Origin of the sequence: Micromonospora sp. A202, from assembly GCF_006715105.1 — a bacterium.
GTDB classification, from domain to species: Bacteria; Actinomycetota; Actinomycetes; order Mycobacteriales; family Micromonosporaceae; genus Micromonospora; species Micromonospora zamorensis.
Map to the genome: position 1 here is coordinate 707,654 of NZ_VFMP01000001.1, position 18,389 is coordinate 726,042.

Below are 18,389 nucleotides of genomic sequence, written 5' to 3' on the forward strand. Positions count from 1 at the left end.
TCCCGATGAGCGTGCTGCCGAGCCCGATCCCGCACCCCCTCGACCACGCACCCTGGGACGTTCCGGGCTGGATCTACGAGGCCCTCGACTGGGTGGTCGGGGTGCAGTGGCCGGAGGGCAACGAGCGGGCCGTCTGGGACGTCGCCGACCAGTGGTACGAGGTCGCCACAGTGCTCGCCGGCCCGCACACCGACGCCGCCACGGCCGCTGCCGAGGTGCACAACGGGTACGGCGGGGTCGGGGCCGTCGACGCGGCGTTCGTGGCGGCCTGGCGGGGGATCGCCGAGGGCGCCGACGCCCCGCTGCCCGTGCTGCTCGCGGTCACCGCCGACCTGGGCCGGCTGGTCGAGGAGTGCGGCTGCGACATCGAGGGCGCCAAGCTGGAAGTCTGGATCGAGCTGGGCATCCTGGTCATCGAGTTGCTCTCGGTGGCGGTCGCGGCGGTGCTGACCGCCGGTGCCGCAACCCCCGCCGCCGGTGCGGCGATGACCGTCACCCGGCTGCTGATCCAGCAGATCTTCAAGCGGCTGATGGGTCAACTGGCCAGCAAGTCCCTCAGACACGGGCTCAAGGAGGCCGGCGAACGGGCCGCCAAGGAGGTCACCCGGGGTGGCGTGCGAGGGCTCGCCAAGCGGGCCACCCGTGGAGGGTTGGAGGAGGCCGCCGAGGAGAGCGGCGTCACCCTGGCCACCCAGGCGTACCAGAACTCCACCGGGCGGGCGCACGGCCTGGACATGACCGACCTCGGCGCATCGGCGGTCGGCGGGCTCGCCGGCGGGGCCGTTGCTCCGCTCGCCGGCCTGGGCCGGCACGCCACCGGGCGGGCGGCCCGGGTCGGGGAGCACCTGGGGCGGGAGATGACCGGCGAGGTGCTCGCCGACAGCGCTGCCAGCCTGGCCACCGGCCAGGGCCTCACCTCGGTGGAGGACGTGGCACGCGCTGCCGCGTCCGGGGCCACCGGCTCCGCGACAGGTCAGACCGACCACGCGTTACGGGCACGGCTCGACGCGCAGGCCAACGCCCTCGCGGGGGCGTCATTCGCCAGCCCGTCGCTTCCGTCCGTGGGGGTGTCGGGGGATTCGGCTCTCTCGGGGGCGGCGTCCTCCTCGGGCGGGGCTGCTTCTCTGGGCGCGGCCTCGTCTGTGGATGGGGCGTCTTCTTCGGGCGCGGCCTCGTCTTCAGGTGGGGCGCCTTCCGGGGGTGCGGCGTCTTCTGGCGGTGTGCCTTCTGCGTCGGGTGCTGTGCCTTCGGGGGAGATCTCGTCGCCGGTGGTGCCGGTGCAGGCGACGGCAGTCGCCGCCACGTCACCTGACCAGCTGACGCCGGTACGCGCCGAGATGCCGACGGAACCGGCCGTTCACCCGTCGCGGGTGACTGAACTGCCGCCCGTCGCCGCCTCCGGCCTGCCCGCGGTTGCCGCCGAGCTGCACGTGTCGTCACCATCCTCGGTAGGCGTGGTGTCCGACGTGGACGCCGCCGACCGCTCGCTGCGCCCGCCCGAGCCGACGCCGTCGACGGATGGGCCCCTGTCGAAGGTGGTGGGCGCGGCACACCCCATCGCGGCCGACCCGACGCTCTCGTCGGTGGCTGCTGATCCGACGCTCTCGTCGGTGGGCACCGATTCGCGGCTCTCGCCGATGGCCGCACCTGCGGCCGGGACCTTCGAGCCGAGCAGCGGACCGGCCACCGGTGTCACGCCGGGCAGTTCGCCGCACACCCCCACCGCTGGCCCGGTCACGTGGTCTCCGTCGACCGGTGCGTCACCACCGACGACCACCGTCGGCCCGACAACGCCGGTCACCTTCGGTGGCCCAAGCACGACCAACCGCCCGTCGGTCATACCGACGGTGGTGGGCCGATCCGCCGTGCCATCGCGCGCCCCGACACGGGAGGCGCGCCCACCCGACCATCCCGCCCGGGGCAGGGCGTCGATTCCCGTCGAGGTGGTGTTCGGCGATCCGGTCGTGCCAGCGATCGACCCCGACGACTGGTACGCGGCGCAGTGGGCCGCCGAGGCGGAAGCCGCCGAGCGGCGGCGCTACCAGGGCCACTACGAGTCGCAACGGATCGGCTTCGAGAACAACCGCCGGCAGGCGGAGGCCACCCGACTGCGGGCCCGGGCCGCGGAGCACGATCGCCGGGCGGTCGAGTACGCCACCTACGCCCGGCAGTTGCACCAAGCAGGTCACCGACAGTGGGCCGACGGCTGGCAGCGGGCCGCGAACGACGAGACACGCGCGTACGCCCAATGGCGTGACCTCGCGGATGCGGTGCTGGCCGGCACCACGGCGCCGCCGGTCGTGGATCTCGGCGCCGGCACCTTCGAGCACGCGAACAGGGACGTCGGCGCGCTCGCGCTCGGCGCGGTGGAAACTGCCGGGCCGTCCCGGCTCACCGGCGACGACGTTCCCCCGCCGATCGACGATTCCCGGCCGTATGGGCGGCCCGGGGGGCTGCGCCCACCGCTCGCCCTGCACCAGGTCGACGTCGAACGGCAGATGCCCCGCGAGTGGGACGGCAGCATCACCCGCACCGCCGACCCCCGACGGGGCGGCTGGTTCCGACTGCTGAACGACGGAGGTCCCGCAGCCGACGCCACCCGGGGCATCAACTGCCTGGACTGCACACTGTCGTTGTTCGAGACCTGGGTGCACGGGCGGCCACGAGTGTCGGCGCCGCGTACCTTCGACGGCTACCTGGACGGGGACATCCGGCGCCCGATCCGCGGCGAGGCAGGCGGCCCGGGCCGGGTGGAGGACGTCACCGGTGGGCGCTTCCAGCAGCTCCTCGCCCCGCCGTCCGGCCAGCGTCCGTACGCCGAGCAGGCACGGCAGGCCGCCGACCGGGGCTACCGCAACCTGCGCGACCAACTGCTGCTGGGAGGCCACGGCAGCTACGCGTTCGTGGTCACCGAGTGGCCGCACGGCGGTTCCCACGCCTGGGTGGCGCTCAACCAGAACGGCACCGTGCTCTACGTCGACCCGCAGAACGGGGTGGTCCAGGACCGTCCCCTGTATCCCGACGTGGTGGGCATCGACGCGCTGGTGCTGAGCGGGGACGGGCGACCGATGCCGCTCGGCGGGCTGCCCCGGGGCCGGTTCAGCGAGCGGCCCGACCTGCCGGACCATCCGTCGACGGACGACAACGGCGGCCACGGTGACCCGTACATCAACCGGATGTACCTGCTGCTGGACGGCCTGGGCTCGGCAGATGTGGGTGACGCCGGGACGAACGCAGGCGATCCGGGTCCGCCGACTTCCAATCTCACCCAGCTAACGAGCTACGAATTGGCCACCCTGGCGGAGGCTCGCGAGCGTGCACTGGATGCCGCTGACCTGGTTGAGGAAGCCTTGACCCAGGTCGGGCAGAGCGTGACCGACGGGCTCGGCCTCAGTGACCCGATCCGGCTACGGGATCGCGAGTTTCGCGTCAAAGGGCTGGAATCGCTGGCCCGGAAGTACCTCGACGAGGTTCGTGTCGCTGAGATCGACGCAGCAGACTTTGTGTCGAGCGTGAACGACGTTCTGAGGTTCTGCTTTGAGATGCCGTCAGGTCAGCACTACGCCAGAGCCGCCGATCTGGTACTCGCTGGCCTGGCCGAAGCGGGCTTCTCCGTGCCGACTTCAACGTGCAAAAACTTTTGGCGGCAGGGCAATCGATTCTACGGATTGAACTGCACCCTCATTTCGTCCGACGGGATGCTGATCGAGCTACAACTGCACACCTCGGCCTCGCGTGAAGCATGGCTGGCCACTCATGAAGAATATGAGGTCGTGCGGCGGCCGACGAACAGTCCTGAACAGCGTGTCGGTGCCTTCATGCGGATGCTTGCCGAAAACCGCGAGCACGGCCTGCCGGAGTCCTTGCCGGGCGGGCTGGATCTCCTTTTCGACCCCAAGGACGCCACCTTCGCCAAGTGGATCAGCCAGAACCCCGACGCGTGGCGGGAGTACCGCGCCTGGTTGGCCCGGCAGGGGACGAGTCTCACGCAAGTTGTGCAGGATCTTGGGCTAGGGTCTCGTGACTTCCCGGTAGCGCCGCAGATCGCCGAAGAGTTGGAGCGGGAGATTGTTGAGCTACTACGTGATCTACCGGACCGATGAGCAGGGCGAGCCGGCGGGGCTCTTTGTCATGGATGCGGGGCTCGGTCAGGCCATTCTTTGGGATCATCGCGCTCGGGCATGGGCTTGTGACCCTGGGCTCGTTGTGCGGTTCCTCGATGACTACCGGAATGTGGACCGCTACAAGAATGTCGGCCGCGCCGCCGCCGAGGCAGTGGCAGAGGCAGTCACCGGTGGTGAGAAATTGCCGGACGAGAGATCGATTCGTGCCATGTTCAAGGCTGACAGCAGCGGCGATAGCTGACGTCCAGCTCTGGCTTCCGTAGCAGTGCGACCAACTGAGTTTGATTGAAGGGTGGGTCGGTGACGACCGTAGGGCTGGACGCTCGGTTGGTGCGGGCGCAGGAACGTTACGAACAGGCGGTGTTCGGTGGCGACGCGAAGCCGCTGGACGAGGCCGAGCGGGATCTCGCGGCGCTGGACGCGGATGTGGCTCTGACCCGTGGCCGGATCCTGCACGCCCGCTTCATCGACACCGGTTCGGAGGACCCGGCGGAGCTGCCGCTCTTCGAACGGGCAGCCGGCATCTACCGCGAGCTGGGCGACGCCCGTGGTGAGGGCGAGTCTCTCTTCTGGGTGGGCGCGGTCCACCAGGTGATCCGGCAGGACCAGGCGACCGCTGCCCCTGCCTTCGCCCGGGCTCGGGAGTTGGCTACCCCGGCGGGGGACGAGCTGACTCTGTCGTACGTGCTGCGGCACCTCTGCTTCGCCGAGCAGGCCGCCGGTCGCGTCGACGCGGCGCGGCAGTTGCTGACGGAGTCGACCCGGCTACGCCGGAAGTTGTCCTTCACCGCGGGGGTGGCGGCGAACCTGATCGGTCTGGCGGACCTGGCCGCGGGCGACGGCGATCGGGACGCCGCCCGTGAGCTGCTCGACGAGGCCGCTGGGCTGGCGGCCGGCAGTGGCGCCCATGGGGTCGGCCGGTGGATCGAGCAGGCCCGCGACCGGTTGGGCCTTGCCTGACCGAACGTAGGTCGCCGCTGTCGCGGAAGGCAGGCGGCGCGGGCGGGAAAGTGGCAGAGCCGAATAACATCGACGGATGGCGAGACCCGGTACGGAGAACACCAAGCCCAACCTCTGGGCATGGCCGGTCGGCATCATGATCGGTCTGGCTGTCGGCATTCCCGTGTTCGGTTCGAAGGGCGGGGTGGCCTTCGGTGTCGCCCTCGGGGTTGCCTTCGCGGTCGCCTTCGGTGCGACCAGACGTCGGACCGGTGGCGACCCCGTCGGCGGGGCGGCGGGGCGAGATGTCAGCTCCACGGACGCGGGTCAGGGCAGCATCTCGACTGACGACGCCACCGTGGCACGCGCCGATGGTTCGCGCCGAGGGTGATCGACTCCGGTTTGGTGAAATCGGGGCATCCAGGTCCTTCGGATAGCCCGATTTCATGAATTCGAGTGGATCACGCCCGGACTTGGCGCCGGGGCGAGCGGCGGCGCTGGGGCTAGCGGCGCTGAGCCGTGTGGTGGTGCCGGGCAGTGTGGCGGAGGCGGTGGCCGTACAGGAGGAGTTGCGGCCATTGGTCGACCTGGTCGGGCCGGGCCCCAGCGCGCCCGCGACGGTGGCCGGCCTGGACGTCGCGTACGGCCAGGGTGGTGACCTCCTAGCGGCGGCCGTGACGGTGCTGGACGCCGCGACGTTGGAGGTGGTGGATTCCGCGGTCAGCGTGGGAGAGCCCGCGTTCGACTACGTGCCGGGGTTGTTCGCCTTTCGTGAGTTGCCCGCGCTGCTCACCGCGTTGGACCGCCTGAGCGTCCTGCCCGACCTGCTGGTCTGCGACGGGCACGGTCTGGCCCATCCACGACGGTTCGGGCTGGCCTGCCACCTTGGCGTGGTCACCGGGTTGCCGGCGATCGGGGTGGGGAAGACGCCGCTGGTCGGGACGTGGGATCCGCCGGCCGCCGAGCGGGGTGCGTGGTCGCCGCTGCGCGACGGCGGTGACGTCGTCGGCCGGGTGTTGCGCACCCAGGACGGGGTGAAGCCGGTCTTCGTCAGCGTCGGGCATCGGATGAGCCTGGAGAACGCGACAGCGCAGGTGCTCGCGCTGGCCCCGCGCTACCGGCTGCCGGAGACCACCCGCACCGCCGACCGACTCAGCCGCGACGCCCTCGCCGGCGCCGAACAGACCGACTGACCGCACCGAGCGCGCCGACCCGATCCCACCGACCCGACCCCGCCGATCCCACCGACCCGACCCCGCCGAGCGCGCCGACCCGACCCCGCAGAGCGCCGACCCGACCCCACCGCGCACGCCGACCCGACCCCACCGCGCGCCGACTGATCGCGCCCGGCGGGCCGGTCGGAACGCGCTCCGGTCGGACCCGCGCCGACCTTCTTCGCAGGTCGGCGGGCCGGGCCGTAAACCGTAACGCCGCACACATCCGGGCCGCTCTATGACCGATGGGGTAGGTGGGCCGGTAGTAGCCTGACCCGCGAACCCCACCCGGGGAGAACGGCGAGGTGATCATGACGGTGCGTCGACGCGCGGCACAGCTCGCGGCGGTCTGCGGTCTGGTGGGCGGCCTGGTGATGCTCGGTGCGTCACCGGCGCTGGCCGACGAGGACTCGGTCCGGGTGGGTGCGGCCAGCAGCTTCGCCGCCGGCGGTTCCCCGCAGGGGGTGAACGTCGCGGTGCGCAAGCGCACCAACGGGTGCGTCCTGCTGCGTACCGCACTGGGTCTGCGTCTTGAGGGTCTTGAGCCAAGCCAGGTGAAGGTCGAGGTCAACCCGGGCGGGCGCTGGTTGCCGGTGGGCGTCTCGGGTGGCGGCGGCACGGTGGCCACCGTGCCGACGTCGCCGACGAAGCCGACCCTGTGCAAGGGCAAGGGCATCACCGTGCGATACCGGGTGGCGTTCGCCGCGGGTGTCCCGGGTGGTCGTCTCGTCGTCAGCGGCGCGGGTGTCAGCGCCATCGGTCAGGAGTTGGGTCGGGGCAGCGACACGGCGAAGGTGGCCGGCGCGCGGGTCACCCCGTCGCCGACCCCGTCGAAGAAGCCGACGCCCACCCCCAGCCCGTCCGAGGTCGCGACCGTCGACGAGGCGGTGAACCCGGCCGCCCCGGGCGTCGTGTCAAGTGCCCCGAACACCACGGCGACTGCCGCGGAGTCGTCCGGAGGAGGTTCGATGGTGATGTTCTTCGGCATCGTGATGGTGGCGGTCGGTCTGCTGCTCATCGTGCTGCTGGTGCGTCGTTCGCGGCAGGACCGCAAGCCGTCCGACCAGTCGCCCGAGATGCTGCCGGGCAACCCCGGTGGCACCACCTACCGCGCCGGCGGTGGGTCGCCGGCCGCGCCCGGTCGCCCCGGCCAGGTGTACGGCCAGCAGCCACCGGCCGCTGGCTGGGGTGCCGTGCCGTCCCCCCGCCCCGCCACCGGTGGGGTCTACGGTGTGCGCCCCGGCGGTGCCGGTGCGGTCCCGGAGGCGACGCAGCCGATGCCGGGGACACCCGGAACTCGACCGCTACCCGGGGACCCGCCGACGGACGAGGGCGGCCACACCGCTTTCATTCCCCGGCTCCCGGGCTGAGCGGGGCGAGACACGAACCCTCCGTTAGGCTCAGGATCGGTGTCCAACTTGCGGCCAAGGAGCGGAACACGTGTCTGATCTGTCCCAGATTGTGAAGGCGTACGACGTCCGAGGGACGGTGCCGGACCAGTGGGACGAGCGGGCCGCCGAGGCACTGGGAGCCGCATTCACGCAGCTGCTCAACTCCACCGACGAGCCGGGCGACGCGGTTGTCGTCGGGTACGACATGCGGGCCACCTCGCCCGGGCTGGCCGCCGCGTTCGCCGCCGGCGTACGGGCCGAGGGGCGCTCGGTGATCGAGATCGGGCTCGCCTCCACCGACCTGCTCTACTTCGCCTCCGGCTCGCTCGACCTGCCCGGTGCGATGTTCACCGCCAGTCACAACCCCGCGCAGTACAACGGCATCAAGATGTGTCGCTCCGGTGCCCGGCCGATCGGCCAGGAGAGCGGCCTGACGGAGATCCGGGATCGGGCCCAGGCCCTCCTTGACTCGGGCGAGGCCCGTCCGGCCGGCGAGCCGACCCAGCCGGTCGAGCGACGTGACATGCTCCCCGACTACGCCGCCTACCTGCGCAAGCTGGTCGACCTCTCGGGCATCCGGCCGCTGAAGGTCGTCGTCGACGCCGGTAACGGGATGGGCGGTTTCACCGTCCCCACCGTGCTGGGCGATGCCGCACTGTCGCCGCTGCCGCTGGAGATCGTGCCGCTCTACTTCGAGCTGGACGGCAGCTTCCCCAACCACGAGGCCAACCCCCTGGACCCGGCCAACCTGGTCGACCTCCAGCGTGCGGTGGTCGAGCACGGTGCCGACATCGGGCTGGCCTTCGACGGTGACGCCGACCGGTGCTTCGTGGTGGACGAGCGCGGCGAGCCGGTCTCGCCGTCGGCGATCACCGCCCTCGTCGCCGCACGTGAGCTGGCCAAGCACCCGGGCTCCACCGTGATCCACGGTCTGATCACCTCCAGCGCGGTCGCGGAGATCATCCGTGAGCACGGTGGGCAGCCGCTCGTCGCCCGGGTCGGGCACTCCTTCATCAAGGCGGAGATGGCCCGCACCAATGCCGTCTTCGGCGGCGAACACTCCGCGCACTACTACTTCCGTGACTTCTGGTTCGCCGACACCGGAATGCTCGCGGCGATGCACACGCTGGCCGCGTTGGGTGAGCAGTCGCTGCCACTGTCCGTGATGGCCGGCGAGTTCGAGCGTTACGTCGCCTCGGGCGAGATCAACTCGACGGTGGCCGACCAGGCGGCGGCGGTGGCCGAGGTGCGGGCCGCATACCCGGACGCGGTGGCCGACGAGATGGACGGTCTCACCCTGCGATTCCCCGACGGCGCGTGGTTCAACCTGCGCGCCTCCAACACCGAGCCGCTGCTGCGGCTCAACGTCGAGGCGCCCACCCGGGATCGGATGGTCTCGCTCCGGGACGACGTGCTGGACCGCGTTCGCCGATAAGATCGCCTGCGCCGGTCGGCACCGCCGCCGGTGAAGCCGCACACGTGGAAGGAGCCGTGCCATGGCCCTGGATCCGCAGTTGCTCGAGATTCTCGCCTGTCCGGACACGCACCACGCCCCGCTCACCTACGACGCCGAGGCGCAGACGTTGACCTGCACGGAGTGCGGTCGCATCTTCGAGGTCCGCGACGACGTGCCGGTGCTGTTGCTGGACGAGGCGCGCGGCGGCCCCGGGCAGCCGTCGTGATCGACGGTACTGCCGGGGTCAGCGGACGTCGCGATGCCGATGAAGCCCTGCTCGACAACCCGGAGGCGCTGGCCGAGCACGACCCGGGCGGCATGCTCCGGCACACGGCGTCGGCCGGTGCGCAGGTCCGCGAGAGCGCCGCACTGGCTGCCGAGGCGAACCTGGCGGTGCTCGCCGACGACGGGCGGCCCCGAGCCGTGGTCATCGCCGGCATCGGCACGGCGGGGCGTACCGGAGACGTGCTGGCCACGGTCGCCGGGCCGCGCTGCCCGGTCCCGATCATCGGGCACCGCAGCGCCGGCGTACCCGGTTGGGTGGGCGCGGCCGACGTGGTGATCGCGGTGAGCGCATCCGGTCGTAGCCCGGAGGCGCTCGGCGCGGCCGAGGCGGCGCACCGGCGCGGTGCCCGGCTGGTCGCCGTGGGTGCCCCCGACTCGCAGTTGCAGTCGATCGCCGAGCAGGCCCGGGCGCCGTTCATTCCGGTGCCGCGGCGTGCTCCGGCCCGGGCCAGCCTCTGGGCGCTCACCGTGCCGGTGCTGCTCGCGGCCCGTTCCCTCGGGCTTGTGAAGGTCAACGAGGCGGACCTGGCGGAGACCGCGGCCCGGCTCGACGCGGATGCCGACCGCTGCCGGTCCGCCGCCGAGTCCTTCGTCAACCCGGCGAAGTCGCTGGCCCTGGCCCTGGCCGGCTCGATCCCGATCGTCTGGGGCTCGTCCCCACTGGCCACCGTGGCCGCCCGCCGGTTCGGCGACACCCTGTCGGCCAACGCCCGCTACCCGGTGGTCACCGGGGCGCTCGGTGAGGCCGGTCGGGGTCGGGTCGGGCTGCTCGACGGCGTCTTCGGCGGTCTGGCCGAGGGGGAGCGGGACATCTTCGCCGACCCGGCCGAGGACGACGGCGAGGGCACCCGACTGCGGTTGGTGCTGTTGCGCGACGGCGGGCTCAACGCCGAGGACGACACCGACGAGCCCTTCGCCGTCGAGGAGCGCCGCGCGGACGCGGTGCAGACCCTCGCCGAGCGCCGTGGCGTGCGGTGCGACGTGGTGACCGCCGAGGGTGGCTCCGCGCTGGAGCGGCTGGCCTCGCTGATCGCGGTCCCGGATTTTGCCTCGATCTACCTTGCCCTGGCCCATGGGCTGGACCCGATGGCCGTGCCGGCCATCACCGAAATGAAGGAGCTGTCGAACCAGTGAACGAACGCAATGGGCGGCGCATCATGCACGGACCGGTTGGCTTCGTACGGCGAAGCGGAGCGGTGGCATGAGCGCCAACGGTGGGACGAAGGCGATTGTCGCCGCCCTGCTGGCAAACGTCGGCATCGCCATCACCAAGTTCGTCGCGTTCCTGCTGACCAGCTCGTCGTCGATGTTGGCCGAGTCGGTCCACTCGGTCGCCGACTCCGGCAACCAGGCACTTCTGCTGCTCGGCGGCAAGCGGGCCAAGCGGGCGGCCACCCCGGAGCACCCGTTCGGGTACGGCCGGGAGCGCTACATCTACGCGTTCATCGTGTCCATCGTGCTGTTCAGCATCGGTGGCCTGTTCGCCTTATACGAGGCGTACCACAAGTGGTCGGATCCGCACGGGATCACCGAGTGGCAATGGGTGCCGATCGTCGTGCTGGTGGCGGCGATCATCATGGAGTCGTTCTCCTTCCGGACCGCCATCAAGGAGTCCAACCACGTCCGGGGCAACCAGTCCTGGGTGCGCTTCATCCGCCGGGCGAAGGCGCCCGAGCTGCCGGTGGTGCTGCTGGAGGACTTCGGCGCCCTGGTCGGTCTGGTGTTCGCGCTGTTCGGTGTGACCATGACGCTGATCACCGGCAACGGTGAGTGGGACGCCGCCGGCACCGCGATGATCGGCGTGCTGCTGGTGCTCATCGCCATTGTGCTGGCAATCGAGACGAAGAGTCTGCTGCTCGGTGAGGGTGCCGAGGCGTCCGACGTCGCCGCCATCGAGCGAGCCGTCACCGAAGGCCCCGAGGTGGAGCGGATCATCCACATGAAGACGCTCTACCTGGGCCCGGAAGAGCTGATGGTGGCCGCGAAGATCGGCGTGCCGGCGTGCGAGAGCGCCCAGGACCTGGCCCGGGGCATCAACGCCGTGGAGGCGCGGATTCGCGCCGCGGTGCCGACCGCCCGGGTGATCTACCTGGAGCCGGACATCTACAGCGTCGCCGCCGCGGAAGCCGGCACCGGCACCGCCGCTGACACCGCCGTGCCGCAGCCAGAGGCCGAGCGGTCCGGGGGCTGACTGGTGGAGCCACTGTACGGACCGATCCGCGACTACGCCTGGGGGTCTCGTTCGGCCATCGCTCTCCTCCAGGGGAGGTCGGTGCCCAGCGAGGGTCCGGAGGCGGAGCTGTGGTTGGGCGCCCACCCGGGCGCCCCGGCCAGCGTGGTCCGTTCCGGCCTCCGGGTGAGCCTCTGTGACCTGGTGCGGGACGAGCCGGGGCAGTGGCTCGGCCAGCGGGTGTCCGAGCGGTTCGGCAGTCGCCTGCCGTTCCTGCTCAAGGTCCTCGCGGCCGATGCTCCGCTGAGCCTCCAGGCTCATCCGGACGCCGAGCAGGCCCGGGCTGGCTTCGCGGCGCAGGCCGGGCGCCCCGAGGGGGAGCGCAATTACTCCGACCCGCACCACAAACCGGAGTTGCTGGTCGCGCTCACGCCGTTCGAGGCGCTGTGCGGTTTCCGGGACCCGGCGGAGTCGGCGGAGGCGCTCGCCGCGTTCGGCGTACCGCAGTTGGCGCCGGTGGTCGAGGCGTTGCGGGCCGGGCCGGCGGGGCTGCGGACGGCGGTACGGACGCTGCTCGGCTGGCCGGTCGAGCAGCGCGACGAGTTGCTGGGCGCCGTGCTGGCGTCGTCGGCCGACGGCCCGGACGCGGACCTGGTCCGCCGGCTGGCCAAGGCATACCCGGCCGATCCGGGCGCATTGGTGGCACTGCTGCTGCACCACCTACGTCTGGTCGCGGGCGAGGGAATCTGGATGCCGGCCGGCAACCTGCACGCCTACCTGAGCGGCTGCGGGGTGGAGATCATGGCGGCCAGCGACAACGTGCTGCGCGGTGGTCTGACCCCGAAGCGGGTGGACGTCGACGAGTTGCTGCGGGTGCTGCGTTTCGAGGTGCTCGACGATCCGGTGCGGGCCGCCCAGCCGGTGGGCCCGGGTGTGGATTGCTGGCCCGTGCCGGTGGACGACTTCGCGCTGCACCGGGTGCGCGTCGGTGCGGAGGTGCCCTCGGTCACGCTGACGCTGCCCGGTCCCCGGGTGGTGCTCTGCGGTGGCGGTTCGATCACCGTGGACGATGGCGCCGGCGCGGTGACGCTCGCGTCCGGCGAGGCGGCGATCGGCACGGCGGCCGGCGAGCCGTTGCGGGTCAGCGGTGCCGGTGAGGCGTACGTGGCGACCTCTGGGTTGCGCTGACAGGCTCGTCCGGCACCGACACAAGTCCGACTTTCCCGGAATAGCTTGACGTTGCCCTGCCTGAGTGTGACTCTATGAGTACGCAGCGTTATCGCGACGACGGTCCGAGAACGTGCGGGGGAACCAAACCGGGGGGATGCACGGGGCGGGCGGGACGTGGGCGGTTATCCGTCCATCACCGACCGCCCCGTGCGCTGTCCGCAGCCCGTCCCCGGATGCCCGTCGCTGGCGCGCGTAAGGTGGAAGGTCGGCGCAGACATCGTTCGACAGGAGCTTTCATGACCAGCACCCTCCCGGCGTCCGCCAGCGGTACGCCGTCCGAGGCCCGGCCGAGCACGCTCGCCGAAGGCGACTTCAAGGTGGCGGATCTGTCGCTCGCCGAGTTCGGGCGTAAGGAGATTCAGCTCGCCGAGCACGAGATGCCCGGCCTGATGGCGATTCGCCGGGAGTTCGCCGAGGCACAGCCCCTCGCCGGCGCGCGGATCACCGGCTCGCTGCACATGACCATCCAGACCGCCGTCCTGATCGAGACGCTGGTCGCGCTCGGCGCGCAGGTGCGCTGGGCGTCCTGCAACATCTTCTCCACCCAGGACCACGCCGCCGCGGCGATCGTCGTCGGCCCGGAGGGCACCCCAGAGGCCCCGGCCGGCGTGCCGGTGTACGCGTGGAAGGGCGAGACCCTCCCGGAGTACTGGTGGTGCACCGAGCAGGTGCTCGCCTGGCCGGACGGTCAGGGCCCGAACATGATCCTCGACGACGGCGGCGACGCCACCCTGCTCGTGCACAAGGGCGCGGAGTTCGAGAAGGCCGGGGCGGTTCCGCCGGTCGAGTCCGCCGACTCCGAGGAGTACGGCGTCATCCTTGAGGTGCTGCACCGCTCGCTCGGCGAGGACAACCAGCGCTGGACCCGGATCTCCGCCGGCATCAAGGGCGTGACCGAGGAGACCACCACGGGCGTGCACCGGCTCTACGAGATGCACCGCGCGGGCACCCTGCTCTTCCCGGCCATCAACGTCAACGACTCGGTGACCAAGAGCAAGTTCGACAACAAGTACGGCTGCCGGCACTCCTTGATCGACGGCCTCAACCGGGCCACCGACGTGCTGATCGGCGGCAAGATGGCCGTGGTGATGGGCTACGGCGACGTGGGCAAGGGCTGCGCCGAGTCGCTGCGCGGCCAGGGCGCCCGGGTCGTGGTGACCGAGGTCGACCCGATCTGCGCGTTGCAGGCCGCGATGGACGGCTACCAGGTCGCCACCCTGGACGACGTTGTCGAGCAGGCGGACATCTTCATCACCGCGACCGGCTGCTTCGACGTCATCACCAATGAGCACATGGCCCGGATGAAGCACCAGGCCATCGTCGGCAACATCGGCCACTTCGACAACGAGATCGACATGGCCGGTCTGGCCAAGCGTTCCGACGTCGAGCGGGTCAACATCAAGCCGCAGGTCGACCTGTGGCGCTTCGCCGACGGGCACGCCATCATCGTGCTCTCCGAGGGCCGCCTGCTGAACCTGGGCAACGCCACCGGCCACCCGAGCTTCGTGATGTCGAACTCGTTCGCGAACCAGACGATCGCCCAGATCGAGCTGTTCACCAAGACCGAGGAATACCCGATCGGCGTCTACGTGCTGCCCAAGCACCTGGACGAGAAGGTGGCCCGGCTGCACCTGGGCGCGCTCGGCGCCAAGCTGAGCACGCTGACCAAGGAGCAGGCCGCGTACTTGGGTGTCTCCACGGAGGGTCCGTTCAAGCCGGATCACTACCGCTACTGATCGACGATTCGGGACCGGGTCGGCTGTTCGCAGCCGGCCCGGTTTCGTCGTTTCCGGCATCAGGGCCGGCGGGCTCAGCCTGACCGAGGGCCGCGGCGGGTGGGGCGGAACCACGTCCAGACGCACCAGGCCAGCCAGCCGACCGACACGACGGTGGCCAGGGCCCGCAGGCGCAACGCGCTGAGCAGCAGCACAACGGCCAGCACCGTCAGCCACGGCAGGAATGCCTTCACGGCGGGGATCCTTCCACAGTCGACCGGGGCGGCCCGCCCTCCCGAGGCCGAAGAGGCTGGTCAACAGGGCGAGTGAGCTTGTCGCGATCGACTTGACGCCAGCCCCGAGCGGGAGGAAGGTATGCCTGCCCTAAGTCAGTTGAGACGGTCTAGTCAACTCGGAGCCCGGATGTTCGCCACCTACCTGATCGGCCTTCGGGAAGGCCTGGAGGCCACCCTGGTGGTCAGCATCCTGGTCGCGTTCCTGGTGAAGTCGCAGCGTCGGGACCGGTTGCCCCAGGTCTGGTCGGGCGTCGGTCTGGCCGTCGTGCTCTCGGTGCTCTTCGGCTGGCTGATCGAGTACACGTCAACCTCGCTGCTGGCCCGTTCCGAGGACCGGGAGCTGTTCGAGGCGATCACCTCCGTCGCCGCCGTCGTCTTCGTCACTTGGATGATCTTCTGGATGCGCCGGGCCGCCCGGACCATCGCCGGCGAACTGCGGGGCAAGCTCACCGAGGCGCTGGCCGTCGGGTCCCTCGCGGTCGCCGGCATGGCCTTCCTCGCGGTGATCCGCGAGGGCCTGGAGACGGCACTGATCTTCTACTCGGCCGCCCAGGGCGCGGCCGGCGACAGTCGACCGCTGCTCGCGTTGATCGGCGGCATCGTCACCGCCGTGGTGCTCGGCGTGCTGCTCTACGCCAGCGCCCTGCGGATCAACCTCAGCAAGTTCTTCACCTGGACCGGCGCGCTGCTGATCCTGGTCGCCGCCGGCATCCTCAAGTACGGCGTACACGACTTCCAGGAGGCCGGCGTCCTGCCCGGCCTGAACGACCTGGCCTTCGACATCACCAGCACGCTCGACCCGAGCACCTGGTACGCCGCCCTGCTCGCCGGCATGTTCAACGTGACTCCCGCGCCCACCGTGCTGGAGACCATCGCCTGGGTCGGGTACGCCGTACCGGTCCTCCTGCTCTTCCTGCGGCCTGCCCGGCGTACGCCGGCACCCGCCGCGACCACCACCGTCACCGAGCGCGGGGCCGACACCGGCACCGAGGCCGAGGCCGAGGCGGCATCCACGCCGCAGCGTGCCTGACTCCACGAGGAGAGACAGCTCAGATGCGTACCACCCAGTTCTTCGCGCTCGCCGCCGCCGGCGTGCTGGCAACGGCCGGTCTGGCCGCCTGCTCCGACTCCGACAAGGGTGACTCGGCCGCGACCGGCGGACCGATCGTGGTCAAGGCCAGCGACACCGCGTGCGAGGTCGGCACGACCGATCTGGGCGCCGGCACCGCCACCTTCAAGATCACCAACTCCGGCGCGAAGGTGACCGAGTTCTACGTGTACGCCGAGGGCGACCGCGTGCTCGGCGAGGTGGAGAACATCGCCCCCGGGCTCAGCCGTGAGCTGCACGTGGAGCTGCCGGCCGGCACATACCAGACGGCCTGCAAGCCCGGGATGAGCGGCAAGGGCATCCGGGGCGCGCTCAAGGTCAGCGGGTCGGCGCAGCCGCTCACCGCCGACGCCGCGCTGGGTGACGCCACCGAGAACTACCAGCGCTACGTCAAGAGCCAGACCACCGCGCTTCTCGACAAGACCGAGGAGTTCGTCGGTGCGGTCAAGGCCGGCGACGTTGCCAAGTCCAAGGCGCTCTACCCGGTCGCCCGCACCTACTGGGAGCGGATCGAGCCGGTGGCCGAGATCTTCGGTGACCTCGACCCCAAGATCGACGGCCGCGAGGAGGTCATCGAGGAGGGGATGGAGTTCACCGGCTTCCACCGGATCGAGAAGGACCTCTGGCAGTCCGGCGACATCAGCAAGGACGGGCCGATCGCCGACCGGCTGCTGGTCGACGTCAAGGAGATCGTGGCCAAGGCCAACGCCGAGAAGCTCTCCCCGCTCCAGCTCGCCAACGGCGCGAAGGAACTGCTCGACGAGGTGGCCAGCGGAAAGATCACCGGCGAGGAGGACCGCTACTCGCACACCGACCTGTGGGACTTCGCCGCCAACCTGGAGGGTTCGAAGGCCGCCGTGTCCGCCCTCCGCCCGGCGCTCCAGCAGCGCGCACCGGAGCTGGTCACGCAGCTGGACACCGAGTTCGCCAACGTGGAGGCGCTGCTCGGCAAGCACCGCGACGGCGACGGGTGGAAGCTGCACACCGCGTTGAGCAAGGCCGAGCTCAAGGAGCTCTCCGACGGGATCAACGCGCTCGCCGAGCCGATCAGCAAGGTCGCCGCGGCCGTCGCGAAGTGACCGGATGGCAGAGGGAGTCGAGTCGATGAGCGGAAGCAGGTTCACCCGACGCCGGGCGATCACCCTGGCCGGTGCCGGGGTGGCGGGGGTCGCCGGAGTGGCGGCCGGCGCGGGGGCACTGCTGAACGGCTCCCATGGCCCGGCCGCGGCGAGCGACCACCCGGCCGGGGCGGTGCCGTTCCACGGTGAGCACCAGGCCGGCATCGTCACCCCGGCACAGGACCGGCTGCACTTCGTCGCATTCGACGTGATCACCAAGGACCGGGCCCGGCTGGTCGAGCTGCTCGAGGAATGGACGGCCGCCGCCGCCCGGATGACCGCGGGGCGGGACGCCGGGATCCTCGGCGCGGTCGGCGGGATGCCGGAGGCCCCACCGGACGACACCGGCGAGGCGCTCGGGCTGCCCCCCTCGCAGCTCACGCTAACGATCGGCTTCGGGCCGACGCTGTTTCGCGAATCCGACGGGCGGGACCGTTTCGGCATCGCCGACCGGCGGCCCGCCGCCCTGGCCGAGCTGCCGAAGTTCCCGGGTGACGCGTTGCAGCCGCAGCTCTCCGGTGGCGACCTCTGCGTGCAGGCGTGCGCCAACGATCCGCAGGTGGCGGTGCACGCGATCCGTAACCTGGCTCGGCTCGGCATGGGCGTGGTGAGCGTCCGCTGGTCGCAGCTCGGCTTCGGGCGTACCTCGTCGACCTCCCGCGACCAGGCCACCGCGCGCAACCTGTTCGGCTTCAAGGACGGCACGGCCAACCTCAAGGCCGAGGACACCGACCTGCTGCGCGACCAGTTGTGGGTGCAGCCGGGCGACGGGCCGGACTGGATGGCCGGGGGCTCGTACCTGGTCACCCGCAAGATCCGGATGCTCGTGGAGACCTGGGACCGCACCTCCCTCGCCGAGCAGGAGGAGATCGTCGGCCGGAGCAAGGGCAGCGGTGCTCCACTCGGTCGGGCCGACGAGTTCGACGAGCCGGACTTCGCGGCGCGCGGCACGGACGGCAAACCGGTGATCGCCGAGCATGCCCACGTCACGCTGGCCCACCCGAGCCGGAACAGCGGCGCCCACTTGCTCCGCCGGGGCTACAACTTCGTCGACGGCTCGGACGGCCTCGGCCGGCTCGACGCGGGCCTCTTCTTCATCGCCTACCAGCGCGATCCGCGCCGCCAGTTCGTGCCGATCCAGACCCAGTTGGCCCGGCACGACGTGATGAACGAATACCTGCGGCACGTCTCCAGCGGTGTGTTCGCCTGCCCACCCGGGGTACGCGACGGCGGCGACCACTGGGGGCGCGCCCTCTTCGGGTGACCGTCGTCGAGATGGCGACAGCGGAATCGGTCCGGGCTGCGGTGGCGGCGGGTAGCACCGAAGGGGGATCATGGGGGCA

At 71.0% G+C, this 18,389-nt stretch carries 16 protein-coding genes; 15 read left to right on the forward strand and 1 reads right to left on the reverse strand.

Annotated features, from left to right (window positions below; translation table 11 throughout):
* The first annotated feature begins 5 nt into the window (after positions 1 to 5).
* From FBZ33_RS03430 to ahcY, 12 genes are all read left to right on the forward strand, one after another.
* A complete protein-coding gene (locus FBZ33_RS03430; protein ID WP_141907962.1) occupies positions 6 to 4,103 on the forward strand; it encodes a toxin glutamine deamidase domain-containing protein in 4,098 nt (1,365 codons plus the stop codon).
* A complete protein-coding gene (locus FBZ33_RS03435) occupies positions 4,072 to 4,365 on the forward strand; it encodes a hypothetical protein (protein WP_141907963.1) in 294 nt (97 codons plus the stop codon). The genes FBZ33_RS03430 and FBZ33_RS03435 overlap by 32 nt, the downstream gene beginning before the upstream one ends.
* Positions 4,366 to 4,424: 59 nt before the next feature.
* Positions 4,425 to 5,084: a tetratricopeptide repeat protein gene (locus FBZ33_RS03440; protein WP_255508703.1), complete on the forward strand. Its 660-nt coding sequence runs from the start codon at positions 4,425 to 4,427 to the stop codon at positions 5,082 to 5,084.
* Positions 5,085 to 5,160: 76 nt separating this feature from the next.
* Positions 5,161 to 5,454 carry a hypothetical protein gene (locus FBZ33_RS03445; RefSeq protein ID WP_141907964.1) on the forward strand — a complete coding sequence of 98 codons (294 nt, stop codon included), beginning with the start codon at positions 5,161 to 5,163 and terminating at the stop codon, positions 5,452 to 5,454.
* 136 nt (positions 5,455 to 5,590) lie between these two features.
* Positions 5,591 to 6,256 carry a deoxyribonuclease V gene (gene nfi / locus FBZ33_RS03450; RefSeq protein WP_255509104.1) on the forward strand — a complete coding sequence of 222 codons (666 nt, stop codon included), beginning with the start codon at positions 5,591 to 5,593 and terminating at the stop codon, positions 6,254 to 6,256.
* Positions 6,257 to 6,588: 332 nt separating this feature from the next.
* The gene (locus FBZ33_RS32590; RefSeq protein WP_185755194.1) at positions 6,589 to 7,647 is read left to right on the forward strand and encodes a hypothetical protein; all 1,059 of its coding nucleotides are present in this window, start codon (positions 6,589 to 6,591) and stop codon (positions 7,645 to 7,647) included.
* Between the two features lie 70 nt (positions 7,648 to 7,717).
* Entirely contained in the window at positions 7,718 to 9,103 is a 1,386-nt protein-coding gene (locus FBZ33_RS03460) for a phosphomannomutase/phosphoglucomutase (protein ID WP_088946312.1), read from the forward strand.
* 61 nt (positions 9,104 to 9,164) lie between these two features.
* Positions 9,165 to 9,350 carry a Trm112 family protein gene (locus tag FBZ33_RS03465; RefSeq protein WP_030490836.1) on the forward strand — a complete coding sequence of 62 codons (186 nt, stop codon included), beginning with the start codon at positions 9,165 to 9,167 and terminating at the stop codon, positions 9,348 to 9,350.
* The gene (locus FBZ33_RS03470; RefSeq protein ID WP_088946313.1) at positions 9,347 to 10,543 is read left to right on the forward strand and encodes an SIS domain-containing protein; all 1,197 of its coding nucleotides are present in this window, start codon (positions 9,347 to 9,349) and stop codon (positions 10,541 to 10,543) included. The genes FBZ33_RS03465 and FBZ33_RS03470 overlap by 4 nt, the downstream gene beginning before the upstream one ends.
* A gap of 67 nt (positions 10,544 to 10,610) precedes the next feature.
* Positions 10,611 to 11,600, forward strand: coding sequence for a cation diffusion facilitator family transporter (locus FBZ33_RS03475; RefSeq protein ID WP_141907967.1), 990 nt, complete (start codon positions 10,611 to 10,613; stop codon positions 11,598 to 11,600).
* A 3-nt stretch (positions 11,601 to 11,603) separates the two neighbouring features.
* The gene (gene manA, locus FBZ33_RS03480) at positions 11,604 to 12,767 is read left to right on the forward strand and encodes a mannose-6-phosphate isomerase, class I (protein WP_141907968.1); all 1,164 of its coding nucleotides are present in this window, start codon (positions 11,604 to 11,606) and stop codon (positions 12,765 to 12,767) included.
* A 278-nt stretch (positions 12,768 to 13,045) separates the two neighbouring features.
* Complete coding sequence (ahcY, locus tag FBZ33_RS03485; RefSeq protein ID WP_141907969.1) at positions 13,046 to 14,545, forward strand: adenosylhomocysteinase; 1,500 nt, start codon at positions 13,046 to 13,048, stop codon at positions 14,543 to 14,545.
* Positions 14,546 to 14,619: 74 nt separating this feature from the next.
* Here the strand turns inward: ahcY and FBZ33_RS32595 are convergent, their stop codons facing one another.
* Positions 14,620 to 14,778, reverse strand: a complete 159-nt coding sequence (locus tag FBZ33_RS32595; protein WP_172861943.1) for a hypothetical protein — start codon at positions 14,776 to 14,778, stop codon at positions 14,620 to 14,622.
* 169 nt (positions 14,779 to 14,947) lie between these two features.
* Between FBZ33_RS32595 and efeU the strand changes: the two genes are divergently transcribed.
* The 3 genes from efeU to efeB are packed head-to-tail and all read left to right on the forward strand — an operon-like array spanning position 14,948 to position 18,310.
* Complete coding sequence (efeU, locus tag FBZ33_RS03490; RefSeq protein ID WP_255508704.1) at positions 14,948 to 15,850, forward strand: iron uptake transporter permease EfeU; 903 nt, start codon at positions 14,948 to 14,950, stop codon at positions 15,848 to 15,850.
* Positions 15,851 to 15,873: 23 nt separating this feature from the next.
* On the forward strand, positions 15,874 to 17,007 hold the full coding sequence (gene efeO / locus FBZ33_RS03495) for an iron uptake system protein EfeO (protein ID WP_141907970.1): 1,134 nt from the start codon (positions 15,874 to 15,876) through the stop codon (positions 17,005 to 17,007).
* 25 nt (positions 17,008 to 17,032) lie between these two features.
* A complete protein-coding gene (gene efeB / locus FBZ33_RS03500) occupies positions 17,033 to 18,310 on the forward strand; it encodes an iron uptake transporter deferrochelatase/peroxidase subunit (RefSeq protein ID WP_141907971.1) in 1,278 nt (425 codons plus the stop codon).
* The last annotated feature ends 79 nt before the right edge of the window (positions 18,311 to 18,389 follow it).